Below are 26,382 nucleotides of genomic sequence, written 5' to 3' on the forward strand. Positions count from 1 at the left end.
TTCGGCGGCAAGGCCTGCGATCACCAGCGACACCGATGCGCGCCGATCGGTCGCCATGACAGGCGCGCCGCGCAATTTCTTGACGCCCTCGACGATCGCGGTATCGCCCTCCAGCTTGATATGCGCGCCGAGCCGCGCCAATTCCTGCACATGCATGAAGCGATTCTCGAAAATCGTCTCGGTGATATGCGAGGAGCCCCCGGCGCAGGCCATCAGCGCCATCAATTGGGCCTGCAAGTCGGTTGGAAAGCCCGGAAACGGCGCGGTCGAAACCGTCACCGGCCGGATACCGGCGCCGTTGCGGGCGACCCGGATGCCTTCATTGTTGACGGTGATCACGGCGCCCGCCTGGGTCAGCACGTCGAGTGCCGATTGCAGCAATTCAGGGCGCGCACCGGCCAGTTGCACATCGCCGCCGGTCATCGCCACCGCCATCGCATAGGTGCCGGTCTCGATCCGGTCCGGCAGCACCGGATGCCGCGCGCCATGCAGCCTGGCCACGCCTTCGATGACGATGCGGGTGGTGCCGGCGCCGGTGACGCGCGCGCCCATCTTGTTCAGGCAGGCGGCGACATCGAGAATTTCCGGCTCGCAGGCGGCATTATTGATGATGGTGATGCCCTTGGCCAGCGTCGCCGCCATCAGCGCCACATGGGTGCCGGACACGGTGACCTTGGGAAAATCGATAGTGGCGCCCTTGAGGCCACCTGGGGCCTTGGCGATCACATAGCCGCCGTCGATGACGATCTCGGCGCCGAGTTTCTCCAGCGCCATGATCAACAGATCGACCGGCCTTGTCCCGATGGCGCAGCCGCCGGGCAGCGAGACCTTGGCCTCGTGCATCCGCGCCAACAGCGGCGCGATCACCCAGAACGAGGCGCGCATCTTCGAGACCAGCTCATAGGGCGCGGTGGTGTCGATGATGTTCTTGGCTGAGATATGCAGGGTCTGGCCCTGATATTCATGGTCGCCCGGGCGCTTGCCGACCGACATGATGTCGACGCCGTGATTGCCGAGAATCCGCTGCAGCTGCGCGACGTCAGCCAGCCGCGGCACGTTGTCGAGGATCAGCGTCTCATCGGTCAGCAGTCCGGCGATCATCAGTGGCAGCGCGGCGTTTTTCGCGCCGGAGATCGGAATGGTGCCATTGAGCTGGCTGCCGCCGACGATGCGAATGCGATCCATACCGATTCCCGCTGATTGTGTGCCCGAACTATAGGGCGGATGGCCCCTTTAACGCAAAAGCTTTGAAATTTGCGGCTTTTCGATGGGAACCGACAATCTGCCTAGCGATTGGGCTAAAACAAGCAGCCGGATCAGATGGACTGCTTGCGAGGCCCCCGAAGCGATTTCGAGGATAATTCCCCGCAGCCGAGCGCGCTTGGCCTGACGCAAGCGTCGGGAACAGACGCGCGGGACTTGGCCCCATCGAACTCCATGATGTCCGCGACGAGCCTATACTTCCTTGCTGTCGAACATCAGCATGTCAGCACCGCCGGTGGCAAAATTCGCCACATCCGCCGCGGCGGCCTGCCCTTCGGCGCTGCCCAGGCCCGCCTGAATCGCCGCGAGACTATCGAAGGTCAGCGTCGCAACCAGATGAACGCCGGTCGGTGCCGGGCTGGCTATCGTGCCCTGACTGATCTCGTACTTCCTCACCCCGGGAACTTTCTTCGCCAGTGGAATATGGGTGCTGGCGTAATAGGCATCGAAAGCAGCGACATCGGTCGGCGTCTTGTAGAGAACCACGAGTTGGGCCATCGCACTTCCTCCCTTTTGGTTGTTTTTGATCTGCGGCACACGTTATCCTAGAGCGTCGGCTGGGCGGTGTCGCCCAGAAAACCGTGCAGCGCTGCGACCACCTGCGCGCCCTCACCAATCGCGCCGCCGACCCGTTTGACCGAGCCGGAACGGACGTCGCCGACCGCGAATACGCCGGGTACCGAGGTCTCCAGCGCCGGTACCAGGCGTCCGTCGGACGGCGCCCCGGTGATGATGAACCCGCCGCGGTCGAGTGCCACGCCGCACTCGCCGAGCCATCCGGTGGCGGGATCGGCGCCGACGAACAGGAACAGGTTGCGGATATCCATCGTCGATTCGCCGCCGGACAGCCGGCTGCGAAGGCGCACCTGCTGCAGCCCGGAATCTCCGACGCCGGCCAGCCCGACCACCTCGGTATTGAACACCAGTTCGATGTTCGGCGTCGCCTCGATGCGCTCGATCAGATAGCGCGACATGCTGGCACCCAGCCCGCCGCCGCGAATGACCATGTGAACCTTGCTGGCCTGCGCGGCGAGGAACACCGCGGCCTGGCCCGCGGAATTGCCGCCGCCCACCAGGATCACCTCCCGCGCCTGGCACAGCCGGGCCTCGATCGGCGACGCCCAGTACCAGACGCCGCGGCCCTCGAATTCCGCCAGATGCGCGATGTCCGGGCGACGATAGCGCGCCCCGCTCGCCACCACGATCGATCGGGCGCGCAGCACATCGCCGCCATCCAGCGTCAGTGCAAAGGCACCGTCGTCGCGGGCGCAGTCCAGCGACATCACCTCCACCGGGATCATCATGTCTGCGCCGAGTTTCTGCGCCTGGTTGAAGGCCCGCGCCGTCAGCGCTAGGCCGGAGATGCCGGTGGGAAAGCCGAGATAGTTCTCGATCCGCGCACTGGCACCGGCCTGGCCGCCAAAGGCGCGGGAATCGCAGACCGCCACCGACAGCCCCTCGGAGGCGGCATACACCGCCGTCGACAGCCCGGCGGGGCCGCTGCCGACGATGGCGACGTCGTAGACCTTGCCCTGTTCGAGCAGGCCGATCATGCCAATGGCGCGGGCCAGATCGGAAACCCCGGGATTGCGCAGCACCGAGCCGTCGGGCACCACCACCAGCGGCAGGTCCTGCGGTGACGGCGTATAGCGCGCGATCAGATCGGCGGCATCCTTGTCGACAGCGGGGTCAAGCAGATGATGCGGGTAGCCGTTGCGGGTGAGAAAACCCCGCAGCCGGATCACATCCGCCGCGCTGGAATGGCCAATCAGCACCGGGCCGCCGACGCCACCCTGAATCAGATTGACCCGCCGCAGGATCAGCGCCCGCATGATTCGTTCGCCGAGGTCGGCTTCCGCGACCAGCAGCGCCCGCAGCCGCTCCGGTGCAATCACCAGCGCCTCCACCTCGCCCTCGGCATGGCCATCGACCAGCGCGACGCGGCCGGACAATTGGCCGATCTCGGCGAGGAATTGCCCGGCCCCCTGGTCGGCCACCGGCGTGACATGGCCAAGCCCATCGCGCTGGGTGATGGCGACATGCCCGGACAGCACCACGAACATGCCTGGCCCTGGCTTGCCGGTTTCAAACAGCCGGTCGCCATCGCGATAATGACGGATTTCACCGAATCGGCGCATCCGTTCGATTTCCGTCGCCGTCAGCGTCGGGAAGGTCTGGTCGTGACGCGGCAAAGGCGGGCGGGCGGATGGTCCGGCGGATGCCGATATTTCAGACGCTGGAGGCATTTTTCGCAACGTTACGCTCAGGGTGTCACGCGATTACTCGCGATCTGGATCGGTCGGTCCTCGGGATTCGTCCGCGATATCTTCGGTTGCGGCGTCCGAGCGCGCCTCCGGCTGATCCGCCCGGCCGCGCAATTGCGATTTTCGCCGCTTCAGATTTTCGCGCAGCGCGCTGCGCAGCCGGTTCTGACGGGCGAGTTCGTGCGGCGGCGGTTTGGTCGGCTGGTCGGTCATGGCACGCCGGATGGATCGGAAGTCGGCAAAATGGCAGTGAATTTACGCTTTTGAGGTAGGCCTAGCAGAAACTACCGTTCTGAACCTGAAATATATCTTCAAGGCGCCCGATCAACGTCGGCGGACCTCGGCGGAACCTGTCGGAGCAGGCCAAAAGGGGGCTCCTTTTCGAAACATTTGCCGATTCATTGACAATGATCGGCCCGCGGCGCCTGCCGCGCTTGCGTGGCCCGAATCCTTGTGGCAAGGATCGCCCCGCTTGGACGGCCTTTTGAGGTTGATTGATTCTGGTCCAGCATGCTGCCGTAGCTCAGTGGTAGAGCACTCCATTGGTAATGGAGAGGTCCACAGTTCGACCCTGTGTGGCAGCACCAGCTTGCCTTCGCCATGGATGGCCAAGGATTAGCACTCTTCCAGCACCTTCAGGATTTCCAGATTTTCGACAGCGCGGGCATCGTCGATATAGGCGATCAGCAGACGGTTGATGGCGGCACTGTCGAGCAGCCTTAAATCGGCCGGATTGATCCAGCCGTCGAAATAGCGGTCGAGATAGCCGACGGCACGGTGTCTTTCCTCGACCCAGCACGGCCCGATCAGCGCCGTCGGCAGGATTTCCCAATGACAGGACACAAAGTGTCCGCGGCGCGAATGCGCGAGAATTCGTCGTCCGTCGCGCGGGGCTTCAATGAGCGGCCGGACAAACTGGCCATATTCCCGTAAAATTCGCTCGACGTGCATGCGACGGGCTTCTCTCCGCGGAGGCTTAGACACCGCGCGGCATCAACTCGGGATCGGGATTTTGTTTCCAGCGGCGCGTAACCGCCACGGCGCGGCGACGCGCCGACCGAACCGTTCGATGGCACATGGTGCGGCTCGGGCAGCGGCCATAGGGCGTGAGGCTACCTCGCCCTCGCCCGGCCGAATGATCACTCCGCGCGTCGATCCGTAGCGATCAACCAACACCGACGACACTTCACAACAGCGGCATTGGGTCGCGGGAAACGTCAGGCAAGAAATACCCGTCGCGATTTAGGCGTAATTGAAAACTGCTTCTCGATAAACAAAAGGTACTCGAGTGCTTTAAACGCGGGCAAATAAGGCGACTTTGAGATTTTATGTGGGCCGCAATAAGCGGCGAAAAATCGAGACTTTCCAGATGGTTCGGATGTCGCCATCTGTGGCGAATGGGTGACAGCCTTTTATGCAAAAGCTGGCTACATCCACGCCATGGATGGAGCCGACACACGGCTGCTCCGAAATAGTTTCTGGAGAACAATAAAATGAAGAACTTCCTTCTCGGCACCGTTGCCCTGATCGCCCTCACCGCGACCGCTTCGGCCGCCGACATGGCAGCGCGCCCCTACACGAAGGCCCCGGCCTACGTCGCTTCCCCGATCTACAACTGGACCGGCTTCTACATCGGCGGCCACATCGGTGGCGCGTTCAACGGCAACAACGGCTTCGCCGGTGTTTCCAACGGCAACAACGACGGCCAGTTCATGGGCGGCGTTCAGGGCGGCTATGACTACCAGTTCGCTCCGAACTGGGTGATGGGCATTGAAGCCAACTACAGCTGGACCGGCAACAGCAACAACAACGTCGTGTTCCCGGGCGCTGGCCTTGGCTACACCTACGGCTCGAACATCAAGGGCCTCGGCTCGGTCACCGGCCGTCTCGGCTACACCTGGGGCCCCGCCCTGCTGTACGTCAAGGGCGGCTACGCCTATGCTGACATCAACCGCAACCTCGCGCTCAACGGCGTGAACCAGGGCGGCATCAACGGCAGCAAGGATGGCTACACCGTCGGCGGCGGTCTGGAATACCTGTTCACCCAGAATTGGTCGGGCAAGGTTGAATACCAGTATTACGACTTCGGCAAGACCAGCTTCTCGGCACCGGCTCTGGCTGGCTTCGGTTCGACCCGCAACGACGAGCACACCGTCAAGGCAGGCCTGAACTACCGCTTCAACCTCGGCGGCCCGATCCTCGCGAAGTATTGATCTTCGTCTGATCGAAGCTTCTGAATAAGAAAAGGCCGGCGCTTGCGCCGGCCTTTTTGTTTGCCTACCAGGCGCCCTGCGATGGCTTTGCCGCGAGAGGACACCCATGAATATGATATCTGCTGTCCACGTCACTCACAGCGGCTCCGCCACCGAGCCGCGCCACGACTGGCAACGCGCGCAGGCGCAGGCGCTGTACGACCTGCCGTTTTCCGACCTGATCTTCCAGGCGCAAAGTGTTCACCGCGGCCATTTCGATCCCAACCATGTCGAGACCGCCAGCCTGCTCAGCATCAAGACCGGCGGCTGCCCGGAAGATTGCGGCTACTGCTCGCAAAGCGCGAAATACGATACTGACGTCAGCGCCACCAAACTGATGGACCGCGATACCGTGGTGGCGACCGCGCAGCGCGCCAAGGCGGCCGGCGCCAGCCGGTTCTGCATGGCGGCGGCTTGGCGCAATCCGAAGGACAAGGACCTCGACCGGGTCTGCGAGATGGTCAGCGCGGTGAAAGAGCTGGGGCTCGAGACCTGCGCGACGCTGGGGATGCTGACCGGCGAACAGGCGCGGCGGCTGCAGGATGCCGGGCTGGATTTCTACAATCACAATGTCGACACCTCGCCGGAATTCTACAGCAGGATCATCTCGACCCGGACCATGCAGGACCGCATCGAAACGCTGGCGCATGCGCGGCATGCCGGGCTGAAGGTCTGCTGCGGCGGTATCGTCGGCATGGGCGAGCAGGTCGAGGACCGGCTGGGCATGCTGATGCTGCTGGCCAACCTGCCGCGGCATCCGGAAAGCGTGCCGATCAACCTGTGGAACGAGGTCAAGGGCGTGCCGGTCAATGACACCGCCGAGCGCCCCGACCCGATCGCACTGGTCCGTATGATCGCCGTGGCGCGCATCATGATGCCGAAGAGCGTGGTGCGATTGTCCGCCGGGCGGCAATACATGACCGACGAGTTGCAGGCCCTGTGCTTCGTCGCCGGCGCTAATTCGATCTTCATCGGCGACGTGCTGCTGACCACCAAAAACCCGCAGACCGATCGCGACGCTTTGCTGCTCGACCGTCTCGGCATCCGTTCGGCGCTCGACGGCGTCAAATCGGAGGTATCGCAGCCAGGCCAAGCCGCGCTCTGAGCCGCCGCGTCACCGGCGCCCGCCAATTCGGGCTGGCGCCGCGCCCTGTGTCCCGCTAAGCCGATGCGAAGACAAAGACATTGTGACAGAACCGATGCATTCAAAAACAGACGCGTTTGCCGTGGCCGCCGATGAACTGCGATATCCGTGGGAGAGCCATCCGGGCGCCGACCAGGTCGTCGAGATCGCCCCGGGCATTTTGTGGATCCGGCTCGACCTGCCGTTCCGCCTCAACCATGTGAACATATATCTGCTGGCCGACGGCGATGGCTGGGCGATGATCGACACCGGCATCGGCAACGACGCCACCATCGCGGCGTGGACGACGCTGTTCGACGGGCCGCTGCGCGGCAAGACCATCAGCCGGGTGATCGTCACCCATGCGCATCCCGACCATGTCGGCCAGGCCGGCTGGATGGTGCAGCGGTTCAGCTGCCCGTTCTACATGTCGCAGGTCGAATATCTGCAGGGCGTCTATCACCAGAACCGACGTACCGACGAGCGGCTGGTGAATTCGCGGCAGTTCTTCCGCCGTCATGGCATGGACGAGGCGATCACCGAGCAGTTGCTCGGCCGCGGCCAGGAATATCTGACCAAGACCGTGCCGCTGCCGGCCGCCTATGTCCGGCTGTCCCATGGCGATGACATCCTGATTGGCGCGCGCAGCTTCCGGGTCATCACCGGGGCCGGCCATTCACCGGACCAGGTGATGCTGTATTGCGCCGCGGAACAGCTGTTTTTGTCCGCCGATCAGGTCCTCAGCAAGATTTCGCCGAACGTCAGCGTCTGGGCCCACGAACCCGCCGAAAACGCCCTCGGTGCCTATCTCAGCTCGTTGAAAAACCTGGAAAATACGCTACCGGCCGAGGCGTTGGTGTTGCCCGGCCACGGGCTGCCTTTTTTTGGCCTCAAGACCCGCACCAAACAGCTTTCCGACCATCACGAAGAGCGTTGCCAGATGATCGCCGAGGCCTGCCGCGACACCGCGAAGACCTCCGCCGAACTGGTGCCGGTGGTGTTCTTCAAGCACAAGCTCGACGCCCACCAGACCGGCTTCGCCGCCGGCGAGTTGATCGCCCATGTCAACTACATGCTGGCGCAGAACCGGCTGACCCAGCGCCTAGGACCAGATGGCATATTGCGTTTCAGCGCAGCCTGATACGACGCGGCTATTGGCCTGAATCGGTGGCTAGCGTGTTGATCAAAATCAACTTTTGATCCGCGCCGGATGCAACCCGGATCACCGCCGGGCGGGCAGCCGGGGCCGCATTGCGGCTCGACATCCCGCTTGGAAAAGCTCTAAAACGCATGCAAGCAAGGTCTGCTTGAGCGCCTTTTCGAGGTTTTGGTAATGGATTACAGCAAGTTCTTCCGGGATGCCCTCGAACGTCTGCATGATGAGCGGCGCTATCGCGTTTTCGCCGATCTTGAACGCATCGCCGGTCGTTTTCCCCATGCGGTCTGGCATGCGCCAACGGGTCCCCGGAATGTCGTGATCTGGTGCTCGAACGATTACCTCGGCATGGGCCAGCACCCGAAAGTGGTCGGCGCCATGGTCGAGACCGCGACCCGGGTCGGCACCGGCGCCGGCGGCACCCGCAACATTGCCGGCACCCATCATCCGCTGGTGCAGCTTGAGGCGGAGCTCGCCGACCTGCATGGCAAGGAAGCCGCCCTGCTGTTCACTTCGGGCTATGTCTCGAACCAGGCCGGCATCTCAACCCTGGCAAAACTGATGCCGAATTGCCTGATTTTGTCGGACGCCCTGAACCACAATTCAATGATCGAAGGCATCCGCCAGGCCGGTTGCGAGCGCATCGTGTTCCGCCACAACGACGTCGCGCATCTCGAAGAGCTGCTCAAGGTCGCTGATCCCGCGCGGCCGAAGCTGATCGCCTGCGAGAGCCTTTATTCGATGGACGGCGATATCGCGCCGCTGGCGGAAATCTGCGACCTCGCCGAGAAGTATGGCGCCATGACCTATGTCGACGAAGTCCATGCCGTCGGCATGTACGGCCCGCGCGGCGGTGGCATTGCCGAGCGCGAGGGTGTGATGCACCGCATCGACATTCTTGAGGGCACGCTGGCCAAGGCCTTTGGCTGCCTCGGTGGTTATATCGCCGGAAGCAAGGACATCGTCGACGCCGTGCGCTCCTACGCGCCGGGCTTCATCTTCACCACGGCGCTGCCACCGGCGATCTGCTCGGCCGCGACCGCCGCGATCCGCCATCTCAAGACCTCGAACTGGGAGCGCGAGCGCCACCAGGACCGCGCTGCCCGGGTCAAGGCGATCCTCACCGCCGCCGGCCTGCCGGTGATGTCGAGCGACACCCATATCGTGCCGATGTTCGTCGGCGATGCCGAGCTGTGCAAGAAGGCCAGCGACCTGCTGCTGGAAGAGCACGGCATCTACATCCAGCCGATCAACTACCCGACCGTAGCCAAGGGCGCCGAACGTCTGCGCATCACCCCGTCGCCCTATCACGACGACGGGCTGATCGACGATCTGGCCGAGGCGCTGGTCCAGGTGTGGGAGCAGCTCGGGCTGAAGCTCGCCACCAAGGCGATGGCGGCGGAGTAGGACGCAGGCGCTCTGGGTTTCCCGGACGCGGTGAGGCACCCTTGTGCCGCTCCGCGGAGCCGGGATCCCGGTTAGTGCGCGACCGGGGCCCCGGATCTGCGAGGCAATACTTCGTATTGCATCGCGTCCGGGGAACGACACACCCCTGCAAATCCCTGTCGCTTGCATCACGACAACACGCTAGGTTTTCGCCGCATGGACGGGCCTGCGCCCGCGGCGGGGAGCCTGGACGATGCTGCACGACTGGGGGGTGATTGTTGCCGCCCTCGGATACATCGGATTCCTGTTCTGCGTCGCCAGCTATGGCGATCGCCATGCGCTGTTGAAGCGCGGCCGTGCCGGCGCGCTGATCTATCCGCTATCGCTGGCGATCTACTGCACCTCATGGACATTCTTTGGTTCGGTCGGCTTTGCCAGCCGCACCAGCATCGAGTTTCTGGCGATCTATGTCGGGCCGATCCTGATGATCGCGTTCGGCACGCCGATCCTGCGCCGGGTCATCCATCTGGCGAAATCGCAGAACATCACCTCGATCGCCGATTTCATCGCCGCGCGCTACGGCAAGAGCCAGGCGGTGGCCGCCACCGTCGCGGTGATCGCGATCATCGGCTCGGTGCCCTACATCGCACTGCAGCTCAAGGCGGTCGCCTCGTCACTGGAAACCATTCTGGGCGACGACAAGGCGATCGCCGGCGTACCGGTGGTCGGCGACATGGCGTTGCTGGTGACGGCGGCGATGGCGCTGTTCGCGGTGCTGTTCGGCACCCGCCAGACCAGCGCCACCGAGCACCAGCATGGCCTGATGCTGGCGGTGGCCACCGAATCGATCGTCAAGCTGGTCGCCTTCATCGCCGCGGGTATTTTCGTGACGTTCTGGATGTTCGGACCGGTCGAACTGTTCGAGCGCGCCATGAAGACCCCGGAGGCGCTGCGAGCGATCGACTACACGCCGTCGATCGGCAATTTCCTCACCATGGTGCTGTTGTCGTTCTGCGCCATCATGCTGCTGCCGCGGCAGTTTCACGTCAGTGTCGTGGAAAATTCCAGCGACGCCGAAGTCGGCCGCGCGCGCTGGCTGTTTCCGCTGTATCTGGTCGCCATCAACCTGTTCGTGATCCCGATCGCGCTGGCCGGCCTCGTCAGCTTCCCGTTCGGCGCGGTCGACAGCGACATGTATGTGCTGGCGCTGCCAATCGAGGCCGGTGCCACCTTCCTCAGCATGCTGGTGTTCATTGGCGGGCTGTCGGCGGCGACCGCGATGGTGATCGTCGAATGCGTGGCATTGGCGATCATGGTGTCGAACGACCTTGTGCTGCCGCTGGTGCTTCGCCGCAGCCCGCAATCGCCAAGCACGCCGACCGATTACGGCAACCTGCTGCTCAAGGTTCGCCGCGGCGCGATCTTCGGCATCATGGTGATGGCCTATCTGTATTTTCGCGCGCTCGGCAACACTCAGCTCGCGGCCATCGGCCTGTTGTCCTTCGCCGCCATCGCGCAGTTCGCGCCAGCGTTTTTCGGCGGCCTGATCTGGCGTCGCGCCACTGCCCGCGGCGCGATGGGCGGCATGGTGGTCGGCTTCGTCGTCTGGGCCTATACGCTGTTCATCCCGAGCTTCCTCGACGGCAACACCGCCGGCATGCTGATGCTGCAGCACGGCCCGTTCGGGATCGAGGCGCTGCGCCCGCAGGATCTATTCGGCGCCGACCTGCCGCCGCTGATGCACGGCACGCTGTGGAGCCTGTCGCTCAACATCCTCGCTTACATCGTGATGTCGCTGATGCGGCAGCCGTCCTCGATCGAACGGCTGCAGGCCGATGTGTTCGTACCCAACGCGCTGGCGCCGATCACGCCGGCGTTCCGGCGCTGGCGCACCGCCGTCACCGTGCAGGACATTCTCGGCACGGTGAATCAATACCTCGGCGCAGACCGCGCCCATGAATCCTTTGCGACCTTCGCCGCCAGCCACCGCGTCGACCTCGATCCGGCCGCGCCCGCCGACTTCGTGCTGCTGCAGCACGCCGAACATCTGATCGCATCCTCGATCGGCGCGGCGTCGTCACGCGTGGTGATGTCGCTGCTGCTGCGCAAGCGCACCGTGTCCGCCAAGGCCGCGCTGAAGCTGCTCGACGATTCGCATGCCGCGCTGCATTTCAACCGAGAGATCCTGCAGACCGCGCTCAATCACGTGCGCCAGGGCATCGCGGTGTTCAATCCGGAACTGCAGCTGATTTGCTCGAATCGGCAGTTCGGCGAGATTCTCGGGCTGCCGTCGCCGATCGTGCAGATCGGCGTGCCGCTGCGTGAAATCCTCGACTTCATCGGCGCGCAGAGCGCGCCCGCTTTCGGCGACAACGAGACCCTGACCAATGCCCGGCTGATCGCCTATACTACCGAGGGCGAGCCCTATCTGGAGCGGATTCCGGAGCGGCAGATCGTGATCGAGGTGCGCGCCAACCGGATGCCGGAAGGCAGCCTGGTGGTGACGTTCTCCGATGTCACGCCGAGTTTCGAGGCTGCCGAGGCGCTGGAGCGCGCCAATGCCACGCTGGAAAAGCGCGTTCGCGATCGCACCGAGGAATTGACGCGGCTGAATTCCGAACTGGCTCTGGCCAAGAGTACCGCGGAAGACGCCAATATCTCGAAGACGCGGTTTCTCGCCGCCGCCAGCCACGACATCCTGCAGCCGCTGAATGCCGCGCGGCTCTACGTCACCAGCCTGGTGGAGCGGCAGTGCGGCGGCGAGGACGCCCGTCTGGTCGAGAACATCGACGAATCGCTGGAGGCGATCGAGGAAATTCTCGGCGCGCTGCTGGATATCTCGCGACTCGACGCCGGCGCGATGAACCCGTCGATCACCAGCTTCCGGATTGGCGACCTGATGCGCTCGCTGGAAATCGAATACGCGCCGATCGCGCGGGCCCGAGGCGTCGCGCTGAAATTCGTGCCGTGCTCGCTGCCGGTCGAGTCCGACCGGCTGCTGCTGCGCAGGCTGCTGCAAAACCTGATCTCCAACGCCATCAAATACACCCCGCATGGCCGCGTGCTGGTCGGCTGCCAGCGGCGCGGCGAAACGCTGAAAATCGGCATTTATGACACCGGCGTCGGCATTCCGATCCTGAAGCGCGGCGAAATCTTCAAGGAATTCCACCGCCTCGAACAGGGTGCGCGGATCGCCCGCGGCCTCGGCCTCGGACTGTCGATCGTGAAACGGCTGGCCTCGGTGCTCAACCACGGCATCGCGCTGGATTCCAACCGCGGCGGCGGCTCGTTCTTCTCGGTGACGGTGCCGGTCGCCAAGGCGATCAACCACACCACCGCCGTCACCAGCGCCACGCCGCTATCGAAATCGCCGATGTCCGGCACGCTGATCGTATGCATCGAGAACGACGCAGCTATTCTCGACGGAATGAAGACATTGCTGCAGGCCTGGGACGCGACGGTGATCGCGGTGACCGATCCGGCGGCGGCGATCGAGGCGATCACCGCGACCGAGGCGGCAGGCAAGCGCGTGACCGGGCTTCTGGTCGACTATCATCTCGATCGCGGCAATGGCGTCGCCGCGATCCGCGAGATCCGCAACCGCTTCGGCGCCAACATTCCAGCGATCCTGATCACCGCCGACCGCAGCCCGCATGTCCGCGACGCCGCGCGACAGGACCGGATCGTGGTTCTGAACAAGCCGGTAAAGCCGGCCTCGCTGCGCGCGCTGCTCGGCCAATGGCGTACGCAACAGATGATCGCGGCGGAGTGATTCAATACTCGCAGCCGGAGACGCGCGCGCTGGCGTCAGCGTTTGACGAGCCATGCACGCGGCCTGGCCGCCATGGTCCGCCGGCTTCTTCTGTCAGCTCAGCTGTCGGCCTGAATTGGCGCGCGCGGGATCAACAGCGTGCTGCGACAAAGTTATTTCACGAGTGGGAAAACATCATGTTGCCCGGCGTTTCCAGTTTCGCCTTCAGGATGCTGCCGCTTCCGGACTCGGTGATGTAAAGCGAGCATCCGTCGGGCCCGCCATAGGCGATGTTGGTCGTGTGATTGCCGGCGCATGACCGCACGCGGTACTGTGGTTCGCCCCGTGCATCGAAAATCCAAACGGAGCCAAGCCCGACGTGGGAGACAGCCAGCCCGCCCTTGGCATCCAGCGCGAGGCCGTCCGGACCACCCCATCCGCCGGAAAGTTGAATGTAGATTCCAACTTTCGCGACGCCGCCGTCGCGGCGTAACGGAACGCGCCAGACGCAATTGCCGCGCGTGACTGCGACGTACAGCATCGTCTCGTCGAGATTCATCACGATGCCATTCGGACTCGGCACATTGTCCAGCAGACAATCGACCTGACCATCGGGACGCAGACGAAACACGCGCCCGCTTGGATCGTGAAGACCGGTCATTCCCTGGTCGGTGAAATACAGGTCGCCATTGCGCGCGAAAAACAGGTCGTTGATGGCCTTGAACCGCTCCAGGTTGGCACGAACGAGATACGGACTGATCTTGCCGCTGACCGGGTCGAGCAACATGATGCCGTTCTTGTAGTCGGCGACGAACACCCTGCCATCACGGTGGATCTTCAATCCGTTTGGCCAGCCGTCATATTGGCAAACAACTTCGAACCGGCCCTGCGGCGAGATTCGAAAGATCCGTCCGTTGGGGATATCGACACACCACAGATTTCCCTCACGATCGAACGACGGCCCTTCGAGCAACGAATCGGAAGGGCCGCCGGCCGGCTGCGCCGCCACCCATTCATTATCGGGATCACTTCCCCGAAACTCATCCGGGAGCCGGGCAAACACTTCAGTTTCAACGTTCTTCGGAGGAGCGAACATGGTCTGGTTCCCGGTCAAGTGTTGAAAGAAGACATCGCGATCAGGAGGATACGCCAATTGGTTGCCGCGTCAGGGTCAGGGAAGTCACGGCCCCGATCAGCAATAGAATGCCGGCCAAACCGAACGCCCAGCCATATCCGCCGGACCCGACAATGACGTAACCAGTGACGATAGGTGCCATCACGCCGAAGACATTGCCGCCGACGACCATGATGCTCGTCGCCTTTCCGGCATCCTGCGGGTTACGCAGCAGGTCGTTAGCAAGCGCAAAATTCATCGAGATAGCCGTCGAAATACCGGTCAGCGAAACCGTGACCAGCGCAACGATTCCCCAGACTGACGACACGAACGGCGCCGCCAGGATGATCGACGAGCACAGCATCATGATCACCACCATCTTGCGGCGGCCGCCCTGCCGTACGGTCGCCGGGGTGAGAATGAGGTCGCTCAATCGGCCCAGTGCAATTCCCAGGATAACCGCCAGGCCGTAGGATATGGCCGTATAAAGTCCGGTTTTCAGAATCGATATGTCGCGTGTCGCCTGCAGATAGCTCGGCAGCCAGGTCAGAAACAGATATTGCGTATACACCGCGCACCCTTGGGTCAGTGCCAGGCCCCACATTGATTTCTCGCGCAGCAGGTCGCGAAGCTTCGACGCACTGCCCGTGACGGCCACGGCCTTTTCAACGACGTCGCGTTCGCTCAATATTTTCTGGCGCTCTTCGGCTCCGAGCCAGCTCACTTTTTCGGGCTTGTTGAACCAGATCAGCCAGGCGGCGAGCCAGACGAACCCGATCGCGCCGGCAATGACGAAAGAACCACGCCATCCCCAGATGCTGGATATCCAGGCCAGAAAGATCGCGCCGAACGCCGGGCCCGCATAGGCACCGCTGTTGAAAATCGCGGTAGCAACGCCCCGCTCGCCGACTGGCACCCATTCGCGGATGGTGCGGATGCCAGCAGGGAATGTGGACGCTTCACCCGCCCCCATCGCCAGGCGGGTCGCGATCAGGGCCGAGAAGCTGCCGGCGGCGCCGGTCAGCATGGTCGCGATCGACCACACCGAAATACTGACCGCGTTTGAAATGCGCGTACCGTAGCGGTCAACCAGCATGCCCATCGGCAGCAGGCAGAGGATGTAGGTCCACAAAAAGGAGGAAAACAGGTAGCCAAGCGCCACCGGGGAGAGGTCGAATTCCTTCGCAATCGCTTGCGACGAGACCGACAATGCAATGCGATCCACATAATTGATCGCCGACAGACAGAACAGCAGCAGATAGATCCAATATCGACGGCGACCGACCTTCATCAATTTCTCCCCCAGATTTTTTTATTTGCTCTTTGAGCTTGCCGACAGGTTGCTCAACCCGAAGGCATAAGGTCAAATACCAAAAATGACTGACCCCATAGATAAAAGTTATGAACCCTCGTTTCAGGCAGCTTGAGATTTTTCGCGCCGTCATGGAAACGGGGAGCGTCACGGAGGCGGCTCGCCTTCTGCACGTGTCACAGCCGGCCGTCAGCAAAATCCTCCAGCAAGCCGAGGATCAACTCGGATTTCAGTTGTTTATTCGGGCGCACGGCATTCTCACGCCGACAATCGAGGCGCGCAAATTACTGCCTGAACTCATCAAGGCTTTTGCGGCGATGGAGTCGGTCAACAGACTGGCTCACGATCTGCGCGATTCCCGAAGCGGGGTGGTGACCGTCGCGGCCTCGGCTTCGTTCGGAAACAGCCTGATCGGCAGAGCGATCGAACGGTTTCGGCAATCGCGGCCGCGCACCCGCGTGGTGCTCGAAACACTGCTAAATCATGAAATCGTGGAATTTGTCGCTGACCACAAAGTCGATGTCGGTTTTGCACTCAGCCCCGCGGAGGACAGCAGCACGGTGGCGTCGGATTTCTGTTCGACCGAGTTGTTCTGCGTCATGCCGCATGGACACGTTCTCGCGAAATGCCCCGCCATCGAGGCCCGCCAGCTACAGGCCCATCCGCTGATTTCCTTCAATAGCGGCCGGCCCATCGGAGCCCTGCTGGAGTCCCTGTTTGACAGTGCGGGACTACGGCGCAACATCGCCATCGAAGTCACCCAATCCTGGACGGCCTGCTCCCTGGTTCAAGCAGGCGCCGGCATCGCGATCGTCGATGGCTTCGCATTGCTGGGCGGAATGTTTTCGGATCTGATCAAGAGACCTTTGCTGCCGCGCGTGCCGATGACCGGACGAATGCTGAAGCCGAGGCATCGTCCCACGTCTCGTCTTGCCGATGCGTTCATTTCGGAATTCGAAAATGTCGTGCGGGAACATATCATCCGCGGCGAGTTGTCGAACAGCGCGAGGCCACAGGACGGCGGGACGACGGCCTGATTGGTGCCGTCTGGCAATGCAGGCAATCGCGGGCTTCCGGGCCTGCGTCATCTGGCATTGCCGTCCGCCGCGTCCCGGCCTGACAGCGCCTGAATTTACTGCGACGCGGCTTCATTCTGGCGCCACTGGCCGGTGGCGATCTTGGCGGCGGCGATCACCGCCTGGGTGCGGCTTTCGACGCCGAGCTTCTGCAGGATCGCGGAGACATGCGCCTTGATGGTCGCTTCCGACACCGTGAGCTCATAGGCGATCTGTTTGTTCAGCAGACCTTGTGACAGCATCATCAGCACGCGGACCTGCTGCGGCGTCAGCGTCACCAGACGGTCACGCAATTTGGTCATTTCCGGATCGACGGCGGCGCTGATGTCGATGTCCGGCGGGATCCAGACGTCGCCATCCATCACCCGGAGAATCGCGTCGCGCAAGGTATCGACGCCGAAGCGCTTCGGGATGAAGCCGGAGGCGCCGAAATCGAGCGACTGGCGAATCGTGCCGACATCGTCGCTGGCGGAAACAATCACCACCGGAATCGCCGGATATTGCGCGCGTAAATAGATCAACCCGGAAAAACCCGATATGCCGGGCATCGAAAGGTCGAGCAGAATCAAGTCGACATCGGAATCCTGTTCCAGCATCGCGGTGAGATCCTCGAAGGTTCCGGTTTCATCGATCCGGGCCTCGGGCAACACGCTGGACACCGCCTGTCGCAGCGCACCGCGAAACAGCGGATGATCGTCGGCGATGATGAGCCGTAGGCTGGTAACAACCGACATCGAGATCCACGCAAAAGGTCGGCAATACGCCGCGACCGGACTGAAATTCCACGCGAAACCGCGTTCTCGACACAAGTGTCGTCTGCCGCCACGCGTCTGGCAAGCGTCCAATGCTGCCACGCGGTAAATTGGTGAACGGCGGCGTGCTGCGTCGCACCCGTGTACCACGTCGCAGGCCGCGACAGTGCGGCGCGGGCCCAATGCGGAAATGGCCTTGAAAGGGCCTAAAGTCGTATTGGGACGCCTTTCACCGCGATGTTACCTTGCGACCCGAAGCTGCCGCCCAAAGCCGACACGAGTTCGGCGCGGCAAGCGAGATCTAGCAACATATCGGGGAGCGATTCGCACATGTCGACACTAGCCGCCACATCACCGAAGGCAGCCGGAATGACGAAGGACGAACGGTTCGTCATCTTCGCATCCTCGCTCGGCACCGTTTTCGAATGGTACGACTTTTATTTGTTCGGCTCGCTCGCCGGCATCATCGGCGCGCAGTTCTTCGGCGTGATCGATCCCGCGACCAAGCTGCCGATGTTCAACCAGGCAACCCGCGACATCTTCGCGCTGCTGGCCTTCGCCGCCGGCTTCATCGTGCGCCCGTTCGGCGCCATCGTGTTCGGCCGGGTCGGTGACCTCGTCGGCCGCAAATACACCTTCCTCGTCACCATCCTGATCATGGGCCTGTCGACCTTCATCGTCGGCCTGCTGCCCAATGCCGCGACCATCGGCATCGCGGCGCCGATCATCCTGATCTCGCTGCGCCTGCTGCAGGGCCTGGCGCTTGGCGGCGAATATGGCGGCGCGGCCACCTATGTGGCGGAGCATTCGCCACACGGCAAACGCGGCTACTACACGTCGTTCATCCAGACCACGGCGACGCTGGGGCTATTCCTGTCGCTGCTGGTCATCCTGTTCACCCGTACAATTCTGGGCGAACCGGAATTCGCGGCCTGGGGCTGGCGCATTCCGTTCCTGGTCTCGGTGGTGCTGCTCGGCATCTCGGTCTGGATCCGGCTACGGCTGAACGAATCCCCGGTCTTCAAGAAGATGAAGGAAGAGGGCAAGGGTTCCAAATCGCCGCTGACCGAATCGTTCGGCAACTGGGGCAACGCCAAGATCGTCGTTATTGCCCTTGTCGGCGCCACCATGGGTCAGGGCGTGGTCTGGTACACCGGCCAGTTCTACGCGCTGTTCTTCATGCAATCGATCCTCAAGGTCGACGGCTACACCGCCAACCTGCTGATCGCGTGGTCGCTGCTGCTCGGCACCGGCTTCTTCATCTTCTGGGGTGCCCTGTCCGACAAGATCGGCCGCAAGCCGATCATCCTGGCGGGCTGCCTGATCGCGGCGCTGACCTTCTTCCCGATCTTCCGGATGATCACCAGCAACGCCAACCCGACGCTGGAAAAGGCGATCGAGACCGTCAAGGTCGAGGTTGTCTCGGACCCCGCTCTGTGCGGCGATCTGTTCAATCCGGTCGGCACCCGCGTGTTCACCACGCCGTGCGACACCGCGCGGGCCTATCTGGCGCAGTCTTCGGTGAAGTATTCGACCTCGACTGGCCCGGCCGGCTCCGGTGTCAAGGTCAACGTCAACGGCAACATCGTGCCCTACACCGCGGCCGCTTCCAACCCCGCGGTGCTGGCGGCGGTGCAAGCGGCGGGCTACCCGAAGGTGGGTGACGCACAGATCGTGAAGATGGCACATCCGTTCGACATCTTCCGTCCGCAGGTCGCGGCGGTGATCGGTCTGCTGTTCGTCCTGGTGCTGTTTGTCACCATGGTCTACGGCCCGATCGCGGCGCTGCTGGTGGAACTGTTCCCGACCCGCATCCGCTACACCTCGATGTCGCTGCCCTACCACATCGGCAATGGCTGGTTTGGCGGCCTGCTACCGGCGACCTCGTTCGCGATCGTGGCCTCGACCGGCGATATCTATGCCGGCCTGTGGTACCCGATCACCTTCGCGACGATTACCGCGGTGGTCGGCTTCTTCTTCCTGCCGGAAACCAAGGACGTCGACATCAGCAAGGACTGATCGCGCATCTTGCCAACACCGGCCGCGGAGCAATCCGCGGCCGGTTTTTTGTTGTCTTATGAGGAGTTGAAAGGTGGGTTAGGCGCGCTTGCGCCGAAACCCACCCTGCGCGTCGAGCCAACCGCACTACCCCGCCGCCCCAACAAATTGCAGCACGATCTCGCGTTGGTGCGGGCGGCGGCGGTGTTCGATCAGATAGATCGCCTGCCAGGTACCCAGCGCGAGTTCGCTGGACAGCACCGGGACCTGCAACGAGGTCGCGGTCAGCATGGTGCGGACATGCGCCGGCATGTCGTCGGGGCCCTCGGTGTCATGGGTCCAGTGAAAATCCCGCGGCGCGAGACGATCGAGAACCGCCATCAGATCGACCAGCACCGACGGGTCGGCATTTTCCTGGATGGTCAGCGATGCCGAAGTGTGGCGGATGAACACCGTCAGCGCGCCCTCGCGCGCACCCACCTCGGCGATAAATTTGGCGACCTCGCCGGTCAGGTCGAGGAAGCCGGCGCCCCGAGTCTGGACCCGCATCAGGGCCGACACGACGCTGGCGGCGCTGACCAAGGACGGCACGGAGCGGGTGATGGATTTTGAGGTCATGACAGGCCTGACCGATGGATGACGATTGAACCCAATTTCCCGGTCGCGTTCCCCTGGACGAGAGCGGCAGCCGTCATTGCGAGCGGCCTCAGATCTTGCCGTCGGCGTCACGCTGCAAGCGACCGGCGAGATCGACCAGCTTGCGCCAGGCGTTTTCCACAAACGACATCACGCGGTCGATATCACGGTCGCTCGGCAGCGGGATCTCTAGTTTTCGCTCGACGTCCGGCTTTGGCTTCAGCGCATCCTGCTTCGGCAGCGCCTCCTCGGTCTTGCCGGCGACGTCGGGGCCGCGTGCGGCGAGTTGCGCCCGCAGCGATCCATTTTCCTTTTGCAGCCGGCCGATCTCGGTATCGAGCGCGGCACGCTCGTCAGGCACGGCGTAACAGGCCCAGCCGCTGCCCTTGTCGGCGCAAGTGGAAACCGCGCCGCTGCTTGTATCGAGCCGGATCACCACGCCATCGACCACCGCCGACAACACGTAACGGCCATTTTCGCTGTCCGGCCTGCCCTGCGCGGAAGCGCCTCTGATCGCCGCCGCGGCGACCAACACCATTATAATGCCGGTAACGGTCGTTTTCATGAGAAGGCTCCGCGGCTTCGCCCGGCTCGCCTACACCTGGGACTTGTGGGGCGCACGCTTGCTTTTCAACGCGTCGGCCAGCAATTCGATCCGGTCCTGGCCCCAGAACACTTCGCCGTTCAGCACATAGGCCGGCGAGCCGAACACGTCGGCAGCCAGCGCATCCTGGCGGTTCTGCTCATAGATGACGCCAATCTCGTCGGCTGCCGCCCGCTCCACCAATTGCCTGCCGGGCAGCCCCGAATCAGTGGCAAGCTCTATCAATACCGAGGGATCCGCGAGGTTCAGCTGCGCTTCCCAGACCGCCGGAAAGGCGCGACGCAGCAATGGATCGGGATCGAAGCCGGCCTCGATGGCAGCGACCACCAGACCGTCGGGGAGTCGGGCGTCGAACGGCCAATGCTTTGGTTGCAGATGGAAATCGAGACCGCGGCGGTCGCGCCAGCGCTGCAATTCCAGCATCCGGTAACGTTGCCGCACCGGGTGGCGCTTGCCGAGCGGCAAGCCACCGGTTTCCGCGAACAATTCGCCAAGAAACACCGGCTTGTGATTCACCTTGAGATCATAAGTACTTACGATTTCACGGAAGAGCGTGTGGCCGATATAGGCCCAGGGCGACGGCAGTGAAAAATAATAGTCGATCTGTTGCGGCATGCTCACTCCGGTGGGACGCTTTTGGCGACGCTTTTGTCCATCTGGCGGCACCTCACCAGAGCGGTCTGTCGCATGCAAGGTGGATATCTTTGAACTCGCTATTGCGCTGCGGCGATCGCGCGCAGCGGAATTGGATTTTTCCCAATAAAATCAAGTGAATCAAGGTCCTAAGGGGCGATCAGCTAATCTTGACTTGGCAAGACTCGCTAAGTATGGTCCGCCCGGCTTTTAAGGGCGACGGGGCGTTATTTCCAGCGATTGCAGCGTTATTTCGGGTGTCGAGAGCATGACCGACGGCACACGGGACGATGGCGGCGAAAGCGGAAGTGGGAAACCGCCTCCCGATGAGGCTGCGCTTTCCGCAAGGCTCGGGAGTCTCGATCAACGGTTGTCCAAAATTCGGGATGACCGTCAATTCAAGACTGACCAATCCGAAACTGGGAGCGGAAACGCGCAGTCCAGGGCGTCAGCCATGGCGGTGGGTCTCCGGCTTTCCTCGGAACTGGTCGCGGGTGTTGTTGTCGGAACGATTCTTGGCTGGGGCCTGGACCGTTTGCTGTCGACATCGCCCTGGGGGTTGATCGTGTTCATGCTGCTCGGCTTTGTCGCCGGCGTGATCAACGTGATGCGCTCGGCCGGGATCGCGCCAAAGCCATGAGTTTCGCGCGCCGCTTGCGCAACGTTAGAATCGCCGGACTGTCCGGCAAAACAGGCCGGGCAACCCGGCCGAGATGAAAGACCGACGTGGATGGCCGATCCGATCCATCAATTTGAGATCCACAAGATCTTTACCCTGGGCCACATTGGCGGCCAGGAAATCGCCTTCACCAACTCGTCAGCCTACATGCTGGGCGCGGTGGCGATCGTGTCGGTGCTGATGATCGGCGGCAGCGCCGGACGCGCGCTGGTCCCGAACCGTTTCCAGTCGGTCGCCGAATTGTCGTTCGAATTCGTGTCCAATACGGTGCGAAGCTCGATCGGCGAAGAGGGAATGAAGTTCTTCCCGTTTGTGTTTTCGCTGTTCATGTTCATCCTGACCGCGAACCTGATTGGCATCGTTCCCTATACCTTCACCGTCACCAGCCATCTGATCGTCGCCGTCGCCCTGGCGCTGATGGTATTCCTGACCGTGCTGATTTACGGCATCTACAAGAACGGCCTGAAATTCTTCAAGGTCTTCGTGCCGTCCGGCATCCCGATGTACATTTTGCCGCTGGTGACCGTGATCGAGGTGATCTCGTTCCTGTCCCGCCCGGTGTCGCATTCGGTACGTCTGTTCGCCAACATGCTGGCCGGCCACATCACGCTGAAGGTTTTCGCCGGCTTCGTGACGTCGCTGAGCGCGCTTGGCGCCCTTGGCATCTTCGGATCGGTGCTGCCGCTGGCAATGACCACGGCGCTGACCGCGCTGGAATTGCTGGTCGCTTTCCTGCAGGCCTATGTGTTCACGATCCTGACCTGCATCTATCTCAACGACGCGCTTCATCCGGGACACTAAGCGTCCCGGCCGATTTCCACCCCTCTCTCTTATCCCTATCCCAACCAGGAGTTTTACCATGGATCCCATCGCAGCGAAGTACATCGGCGCCGGCATTGCTTGTCTCGGCATGGGTGGCGCCGGCATCGGCGTGGGCATGATCTTCAGCCAGTTCCTGAACGGCGCCCTGCGCAATCCCTCGGCCTCCCAGGGCCAGTTCGCCAATCTGATCTTCGGCTTCGCCGTCACGGAAGCGCTCGGCATCTTCTCGCTGCTGATCGCGCTGCTGCTGCTGTTCGCCGTCTAAGCCTGACAACTGATCCGGTCGCAGCCCCATCCCGGGGCGCTTCCGATCGATAAGGAGACTGCTGTGGCTGAAGGTCAGGGCAAATCCCAACCGGGACATTCCGCTGGCGAATCCGCCAAGGGAACGACCGCGCATACGACGGCGGATGGTGGTCACAAGGCCTCTTTCCCGCCGTTCGAGAGCAACACCTTCGCTTCACAGCTGGTGTCGTTCGCTATCGCGTTCGGCCTGCTCTATCTGATCGTGTCGCGACTGGCGCTGCCCCGCGTCGGCGGCGTGCTCGCGGCCCGTCAACAGGTCATCGATACCGACCTGAACGAAGCCGCCAGGTTGAAGGCGGATTCCGACGCGGCGCTGAAGGCTTACGAAACCGAGCTCGCCACGGCCCGCGCCAAGGCGCAGGCAATGGCGGCGGAGGTTCGTGAAAAGCTCAATACGCAGCAGGAAGCGGCCAAGGCCACGCTGGAAGCCAGTCTCGCAACGCGGCTCAGCGCCGCCGAAGAGACCATCGCCAGCACCCGCGCCACGGCCATGGGCAATGTCCGCGGCATTGCCGCTGACACCGCCTCGGCGATCGTCGAACGGCTGACGGGCATCGCCCCGAAGCCCGCCGTCGTCAACGCCGCGCTCGACGCCTCGCTGAAAGGATAGACGATGTTCGGTTTTGAAGCTGAAGACTGGGTCGCCGTATCCTTCGTGCTGTTGATGGCCGTGTTTGGCTATTTCGGCATTCATCGGACGCTGCTGAAGGCGCTCGATCATCGCCGCGATCGCATCAAGGCCGAGCTCGACGACGCTCGCAAGCTGCGCGACGAAGCCGCGGCCCTGCTGGCCGACTACAAGGCCCGTCACGCCTCGGCCGAGCGCGAAGCCCTGGACATCATCACTGCCGCCACGGAAGAGGCCGAGCGCATCGCCGCGGAAGCCAAGGTGAAGATGGAAGACTTCGTGGCCCGCCGCACCAAGACCGCGGAAGGCAAGATCGCGCTGGCTGAAGCCCAGGCCATCGCCGACGTCCGTGCCGCCGCGGCCGACGCCGCGGTGACCGCCGCGACCTCGATCCTGTCGCAGTCGGTCACCGGCTCCGTCGCCGACGATCTGCTGATCAAGGGCATCGGCGAAGTCCGCGCCAAGCTGAACTAGGTCGTTCTTGTTTCAACATTTAAAAGCCGGCGCGATAAAATCGCGCCGGCTTTTTTAGTTCTGGTGGCTCATCGTCCTGCGCTGTCACCATTCCCCTCCAGGGCGGGGTAAAAAAGACAACGACTTTCTAGCGTCGCTTCGCCCGTGCCTTCGGCTCCGGCTTCAGCGCCTGCGGATCGAACCCGATATAGAACACGTAGGAATCACCGGCGGCGGCGGAAGGGGCGGGATAGACAAGATCCTCACCGACCAGGCTGAACGGCACGCTGGTCTCTTCACCGACCTGCACGTTGGTCTGGTATACCTTGGTGGCGATGGTCTTCGGATTGACCCCCTCCTGTACCACGGCGACGCGCAGCGGCACATCGACCGCCGCGGGAGCGCCGGCCGGACCGACGATCAGGCGGCCCTGGATGCCGATCCGTACCGTAATCTGGCCGGCATTGAGGTTACAGTCGCGCGCGGTGCGGGTGATCGTGGCCTGATAACGCAGATCATTGCCGGAAGCCGGCTTGCCCGGCGCGCCGACCGCATAGGTGGAAGCGCCCGGTCGGATGCTGACGCTCGGACAGGTCAACTCGCCCTCCGGCGCGGCGGGAGCAGCGGCGCCGGGCTCCTGCGAATTGGAGCCAAACAATTGGCTGAAGCGGTCACCGACCGCCGAGGTGGCGTTTCCGAGCGTACTGCCCTCGCCGAACATACTGCCGCCGGCACAGCCGGCCAGTGTCAGCCCGACCGCAGCCAGCGCCAGCAGCGGGCCCCGCCGGGCACCCTGCCTCAAACCAATATGTCGCATGATGTCGATATCCCCGAAAACGCGTGGTTCGCGCGGGTTTCCCCAAAGCCGCGCTGCCGCCTTATAGCAGCGCAATGGCGGCGAACCCAAGGCAGCATGCTGTCCCCCGGCGAGGCTGCGACCGGCAGCACAAGCGCAGAAGGCTAGCCGCGAAAATCCTCGTGCAGCATGCCGTAGAGCAAATGGTCCTGCCAGACCCCGTTGATGCACAGATAGCGCCGCGCCAGACCCTCGCGGTTGAAACCGCATTTTTCCAGCACCCGCACCGACGCCGTATTGGTCGGGATGCAGGCGGCCTCGACGCGGTGCAGATTTAGCTCGCCGAACAGGGTTGGGATCAGCACGCGTAACGCGGCGGTCATGACGCCCTGATGCGCATAGGGCTGGCCGACCCAGTAGCCGACGGTGCCGGCCTGGACGATGCCGCGGCGGACATTGGCCAGCGTCACGCCGCCCATCAACACGCTGTCGGACTCGCGAAAAACCAGGAACGGATAGGCTCGGTCGGCCGAAGCATCCTCGGCATAGCGCCGCAACCGGCGGCGAAACCCCGAGCGGGTCAGATCGTCGGACGGCCAGATCGGCTCCCACGGTGTCAGATAATCGCGGCTGTAATCGCGTAGGTCAGCCCATTGCGGGTGGTCCGCCATCACTGGCGCGCGCAACAGCAAACCGTAGCCCCGCGGCGCCAGCGCCGCCGGTCCACTCGCCGGCAAACGAAACAAAGCCATATCCGCTTCCCCGAAAACCTGCCCTGCGTCAGAAACCGGAACTAGTGTAGCAGCGTTTTGTCCTTGGCGCGGGTCAAACCTTCGGCGTAGGCGACCGCGCTGTCCAGGCCGCGACCACTGCCGAGGGCGCATACCGCGGGGCGGCTGCGCATCAGCAGACTGCGGGCGACGTCGCGGGCGGATTCCACGCTCACGGCATCGATCCGGGCCACCAGCTCCTCGACGGTCAGCGGCCGGCCATAGGCCAGCATGTGGCGCGCCAGCTGCTCGGCGCGGGCGCTGCAGCTTTCCAAAGCCATCAACAGGCCGGCCTTCATCTGCGCCTTGGCGCGAGCGATCTCGGACTCGGTCAGCGTCTCCACGGCGTCATTGATGACATCGACGATGACCTCCATCATCTCCGGCGCGTCGGCCGGATCGGTCCCGGTGTAGAGCCCGAAGAATCCCGTATCGCTATAGGGCGCGTGAAACGTGTAGATCGAGTAGCACAGGCCACGCTTCTCGCGCACTTCCTGGAACAGTCGCGACGACATCCCGCCACCGATAATATTGGTGAACACCTGCAGGCTGAACAGCGCCGGGTCGGCCTGCGGCAGGCCTTCCAGCGCCAGCGTCAGATGCGCCTG

General features: G+C 63.0%; 27 protein-coding genes and 1 tRNA gene. 14 read left to right on the forward strand and 14 right to left on the reverse strand.

Translation table 11 applies throughout. From position 1 onward, the window contains the following. The 3 genes from murA to Q0S16_RS12180 form a co-directional block, all read right to left on the reverse strand. A partial coding sequence (murA, locus tag Q0S16_RS12170; RefSeq protein ID WP_295848523.1) for a UDP-N-acetylglucosamine 1-carboxyvinyltransferase occupies positions 1–1,185 on the reverse strand: 1,185 nt, incomplete at its 3' end. A gap of 270 nt (positions 1,186–1,455) precedes the next feature. Continuing rightward, positions 1,456–1,761, reverse strand: a complete 306-nt coding sequence (locus tag Q0S16_RS12175) for an EthD family reductase (RefSeq protein WP_295848562.1) — start codon at positions 1,759–1,761, stop codon at positions 1,456–1,458. Positions 1,762–1,808: 47 nt separating this feature from the next. After that, positions 1,809–3,401 (reverse strand): FAD-dependent oxidoreductase, encoded by a 1,593-nt coding sequence (locus Q0S16_RS12180; RefSeq protein WP_366517823.1) that lies wholly within the window; start codon positions 3,399–3,401, stop codon positions 1,809–1,811. Between Q0S16_RS12180 and Q0S16_RS26435 the strand changes: the two genes are divergently transcribed. Both Q0S16_RS26435 and Q0S16_RS12190 read left to right on the forward strand, forming a co-directional pair. Then, entirely contained in the window at positions 3,375–3,794 is a 420-nt protein-coding gene (locus Q0S16_RS26435; protein ID WP_366517824.1) for a hypothetical protein, read from the forward strand. The two genes, Q0S16_RS12180 and Q0S16_RS26435, sit on opposite strands and share 27 nt — an antisense overlap. A gap of 245 nt (positions 3,795–4,039) precedes the next feature. Continuing rightward, positions 4,040–4,114: transfer RNA gene (locus Q0S16_RS12190), tRNA-Thr, on the forward strand. A gap of 28 nt (positions 4,115–4,142) precedes the next feature. On the opposite strand, the gene Q0S16_RS12195 is transcribed toward Q0S16_RS12190, so the two are convergent. Beyond that, entirely contained in the window at positions 4,143–4,370 is a 228-nt protein-coding gene (locus tag Q0S16_RS12195) for a hypothetical protein (protein ID WP_295848529.1), read from the reverse strand. A gap of 650 nt (positions 4,371–5,020) precedes the next feature. Between Q0S16_RS12195 and Q0S16_RS12200 the strand changes: the two genes are divergently transcribed. The 3 genes from Q0S16_RS12200 (at position 5,021) to Q0S16_RS12210 (ending at position 8,043) form a co-directional block, all read left to right on the forward strand. After that, entirely contained in the window at positions 5,021–5,740 is a 720-nt protein-coding gene (locus Q0S16_RS12200; RefSeq protein WP_295848531.1) for a porin family protein, read from the forward strand. Positions 5,741–5,852: 112 nt separating this feature from the next. Next, complete coding sequence (gene bioB / locus Q0S16_RS12205) at positions 5,853–6,884, forward strand: biotin synthase BioB (protein WP_295848565.1); 1,032 nt, start codon at positions 5,853–5,855, stop codon at positions 6,882–6,884. 94 nt (positions 6,885–6,978) lie between these two features. Continuing rightward, positions 6,979–8,043, forward strand: coding sequence for an MBL fold metallo-hydrolase (locus Q0S16_RS12210; RefSeq protein ID WP_295848533.1), 1,065 nt, complete (start codon positions 6,979–6,981; stop codon positions 8,041–8,043). An 81-nt stretch (positions 8,044–8,124) separates the two neighbouring features. On the opposite strand, the gene Q0S16_RS12215 is transcribed toward Q0S16_RS12210, so the two are convergent. Then, positions 8,125–8,352: a hypothetical protein gene (locus Q0S16_RS12215; RefSeq protein WP_295848571.1), complete on the reverse strand. Its 228-nt coding sequence runs from the start codon at positions 8,350–8,352 to the stop codon at positions 8,125–8,127. Here Q0S16_RS12215 and hemA point away from each other — a divergent pair. Both hemA and Q0S16_RS12225 read left to right on the forward strand, forming a co-directional pair. Further along, positions 8,275–9,465, forward strand: a complete 1,191-nt coding sequence (hemA, locus tag Q0S16_RS12220) for a 5-aminolevulinate synthase (RefSeq protein WP_295848566.1) — start codon at positions 8,275–8,277, stop codon at positions 9,463–9,465. The genes Q0S16_RS12215 and hemA overlap by 78 nt on opposite strands. Positions 9,466–9,697: 232 nt before the next feature. Beyond that, positions 9,698–13,216 (forward strand): PAS domain-containing hybrid sensor histidine kinase/response regulator, encoded by a 3,519-nt coding sequence (locus tag Q0S16_RS12225; protein WP_295848534.1) that lies wholly within the window; start codon positions 9,698–9,700, stop codon positions 13,214–13,216. Positions 13,217–13,373: 157 nt separating this feature from the next. Here Q0S16_RS12225 and Q0S16_RS12230 read toward each other — a convergent pair whose 3' ends face one another. Further along, positions 13,374–14,291, reverse strand: a complete 918-nt coding sequence (locus Q0S16_RS12230) for an SMP-30/gluconolactonase/LRE family protein (RefSeq protein WP_295848535.1) — start codon at positions 14,289–14,291, stop codon at positions 13,374–13,376. A gap of 40 nt (positions 14,292–14,331) precedes the next feature. Next, positions 14,332–15,600 (reverse strand): MFS transporter, encoded by a 1,269-nt coding sequence (locus Q0S16_RS12235; RefSeq protein ID WP_295848536.1) that lies wholly within the window; start codon positions 15,598–15,600, stop codon positions 14,332–14,334. A gap of 110 nt (positions 15,601–15,710) precedes the next feature. On the opposite strand from Q0S16_RS12235, the gene Q0S16_RS12240 reads away from it, so the two are divergent. Next, positions 15,711–16,658 carry a LysR family transcriptional regulator gene (locus Q0S16_RS12240; RefSeq protein ID WP_295848538.1) on the forward strand — a complete coding sequence of 316 codons (948 nt, stop codon included), beginning with the start codon at positions 15,711–15,713 and terminating at the stop codon, positions 16,656–16,658. Between the two features lie 95 nt (positions 16,659–16,753). On the opposite strand, the gene Q0S16_RS12245 is transcribed toward Q0S16_RS12240, so the two are convergent. Then, positions 16,754–17,431, reverse strand: a complete 678-nt coding sequence (locus tag Q0S16_RS12245) for a response regulator transcription factor (protein WP_295848540.1) — start codon at positions 17,429–17,431, stop codon at positions 16,754–16,756. A gap of 348 nt (positions 17,432–17,779) precedes the next feature. Between Q0S16_RS12245 and Q0S16_RS12250 the strand changes: the two genes are divergently transcribed. Next, positions 17,780–19,468, forward strand: coding sequence for an MFS transporter (locus Q0S16_RS12250; RefSeq protein WP_295848542.1), 1,689 nt, complete (start codon positions 17,780–17,782; stop codon positions 19,466–19,468). Between the two features lie 126 nt (positions 19,469–19,594). Here the strand turns inward: Q0S16_RS12250 and Q0S16_RS12255 are convergent, their stop codons facing one another. From Q0S16_RS12255 to Q0S16_RS12265, 3 genes are all read right to left on the reverse strand, one after another. Continuing rightward, positions 19,595–20,065 carry a secondary thiamine-phosphate synthase enzyme YjbQ gene (locus Q0S16_RS12255; RefSeq protein ID WP_295848544.1) on the reverse strand — a complete coding sequence of 157 codons (471 nt, stop codon included), beginning with the start codon at positions 20,063–20,065 and terminating at the stop codon, positions 19,595–19,597. Positions 20,066–20,153: 88 nt separating this feature from the next. Then, positions 20,154–20,621 (reverse strand): hypothetical protein, encoded by a 468-nt coding sequence (locus Q0S16_RS12260; RefSeq protein WP_295848567.1) that lies wholly within the window; start codon positions 20,619–20,621, stop codon positions 20,154–20,156. 57 nt (positions 20,622–20,678) lie between these two features. Beyond that, on the reverse strand, positions 20,679–21,302 hold the full coding sequence (locus Q0S16_RS12265; RefSeq protein WP_295848569.1) for a 2-hydroxychromene-2-carboxylate isomerase: 624 nt from the start codon (positions 21,300–21,302) through the stop codon (positions 20,679–20,681). A gap of 286 nt (positions 21,303–21,588) precedes the next feature. Here Q0S16_RS12265 and Q0S16_RS12270 point away from each other — a divergent pair, with 286 nt between their 5' ends. The 5 genes from Q0S16_RS12270 (at position 21,589) to Q0S16_RS12290 (ending at position 24,229) form a co-directional block, all read left to right on the forward strand. Next, on the forward strand, positions 21,589–21,960 hold the full coding sequence (locus tag Q0S16_RS12270) for an AtpZ/AtpI family protein (RefSeq protein ID WP_295848546.1): 372 nt from the start codon (positions 21,589–21,591) through the stop codon (positions 21,958–21,960). Positions 21,961–22,050: 90 nt separating this feature from the next. Further along, complete coding sequence (locus tag Q0S16_RS12275) at positions 22,051–22,800, forward strand: F0F1 ATP synthase subunit A (RefSeq protein WP_295848547.1); 750 nt, start codon at positions 22,051–22,053, stop codon at positions 22,798–22,800. A 58-nt stretch (positions 22,801–22,858) separates the two neighbouring features. Continuing rightward, the gene (locus tag Q0S16_RS12280) at positions 22,859–23,086 is read left to right on the forward strand and encodes a F0F1 ATP synthase subunit C (RefSeq protein WP_068732626.1); all 228 of its coding nucleotides are present in this window, start codon (positions 22,859–22,861) and stop codon (positions 23,084–23,086) included. A 63-nt stretch (positions 23,087–23,149) separates the two neighbouring features. Next, positions 23,150–23,737, forward strand: coding sequence for a F0F1 ATP synthase subunit B' (locus tag Q0S16_RS12285; RefSeq protein WP_295848553.1), 588 nt, complete (start codon positions 23,150–23,152; stop codon positions 23,735–23,737). Between the two features lie 3 nt (positions 23,738–23,740). Then, complete coding sequence (locus tag Q0S16_RS12290) at positions 23,741–24,229, forward strand: ATP F0F1 synthase subunit B (RefSeq protein WP_295848555.1); 489 nt, start codon at positions 23,741–23,743, stop codon at positions 24,227–24,229. A 127-nt stretch (positions 24,230–24,356) separates the two neighbouring features. On the opposite strand, the gene Q0S16_RS12295 is transcribed toward Q0S16_RS12290, so the two are convergent. From Q0S16_RS12295 to Q0S16_RS12305, 3 genes are all read right to left on the reverse strand, one after another. After that, entirely contained in the window at positions 24,357–25,025 is a 669-nt protein-coding gene (locus Q0S16_RS12295; protein WP_295848557.1) for a hypothetical protein, read from the reverse strand. Positions 25,026–25,168: 143 nt separating this feature from the next. After that, complete coding sequence (locus Q0S16_RS12300) at positions 25,169–25,756, reverse strand: GNAT family protein (protein ID WP_295848559.1); 588 nt, start codon at positions 25,754–25,756, stop codon at positions 25,169–25,171. Positions 25,757–25,797: 41 nt separating this feature from the next. Next, positions 25,798–26,382 (reverse strand): insulinase family protein (locus Q0S16_RS12305; RefSeq protein WP_295848561.1); only part of this gene is annotated, 585 nt, incomplete at its 5' end.

This window comes from Tardiphaga sp. (genome assembly GCF_025356345.1).
Taxonomy (GTDB): Bacteria; Pseudomonadota; Alphaproteobacteria; order Rhizobiales; family Xanthobacteraceae; genus Tardiphaga.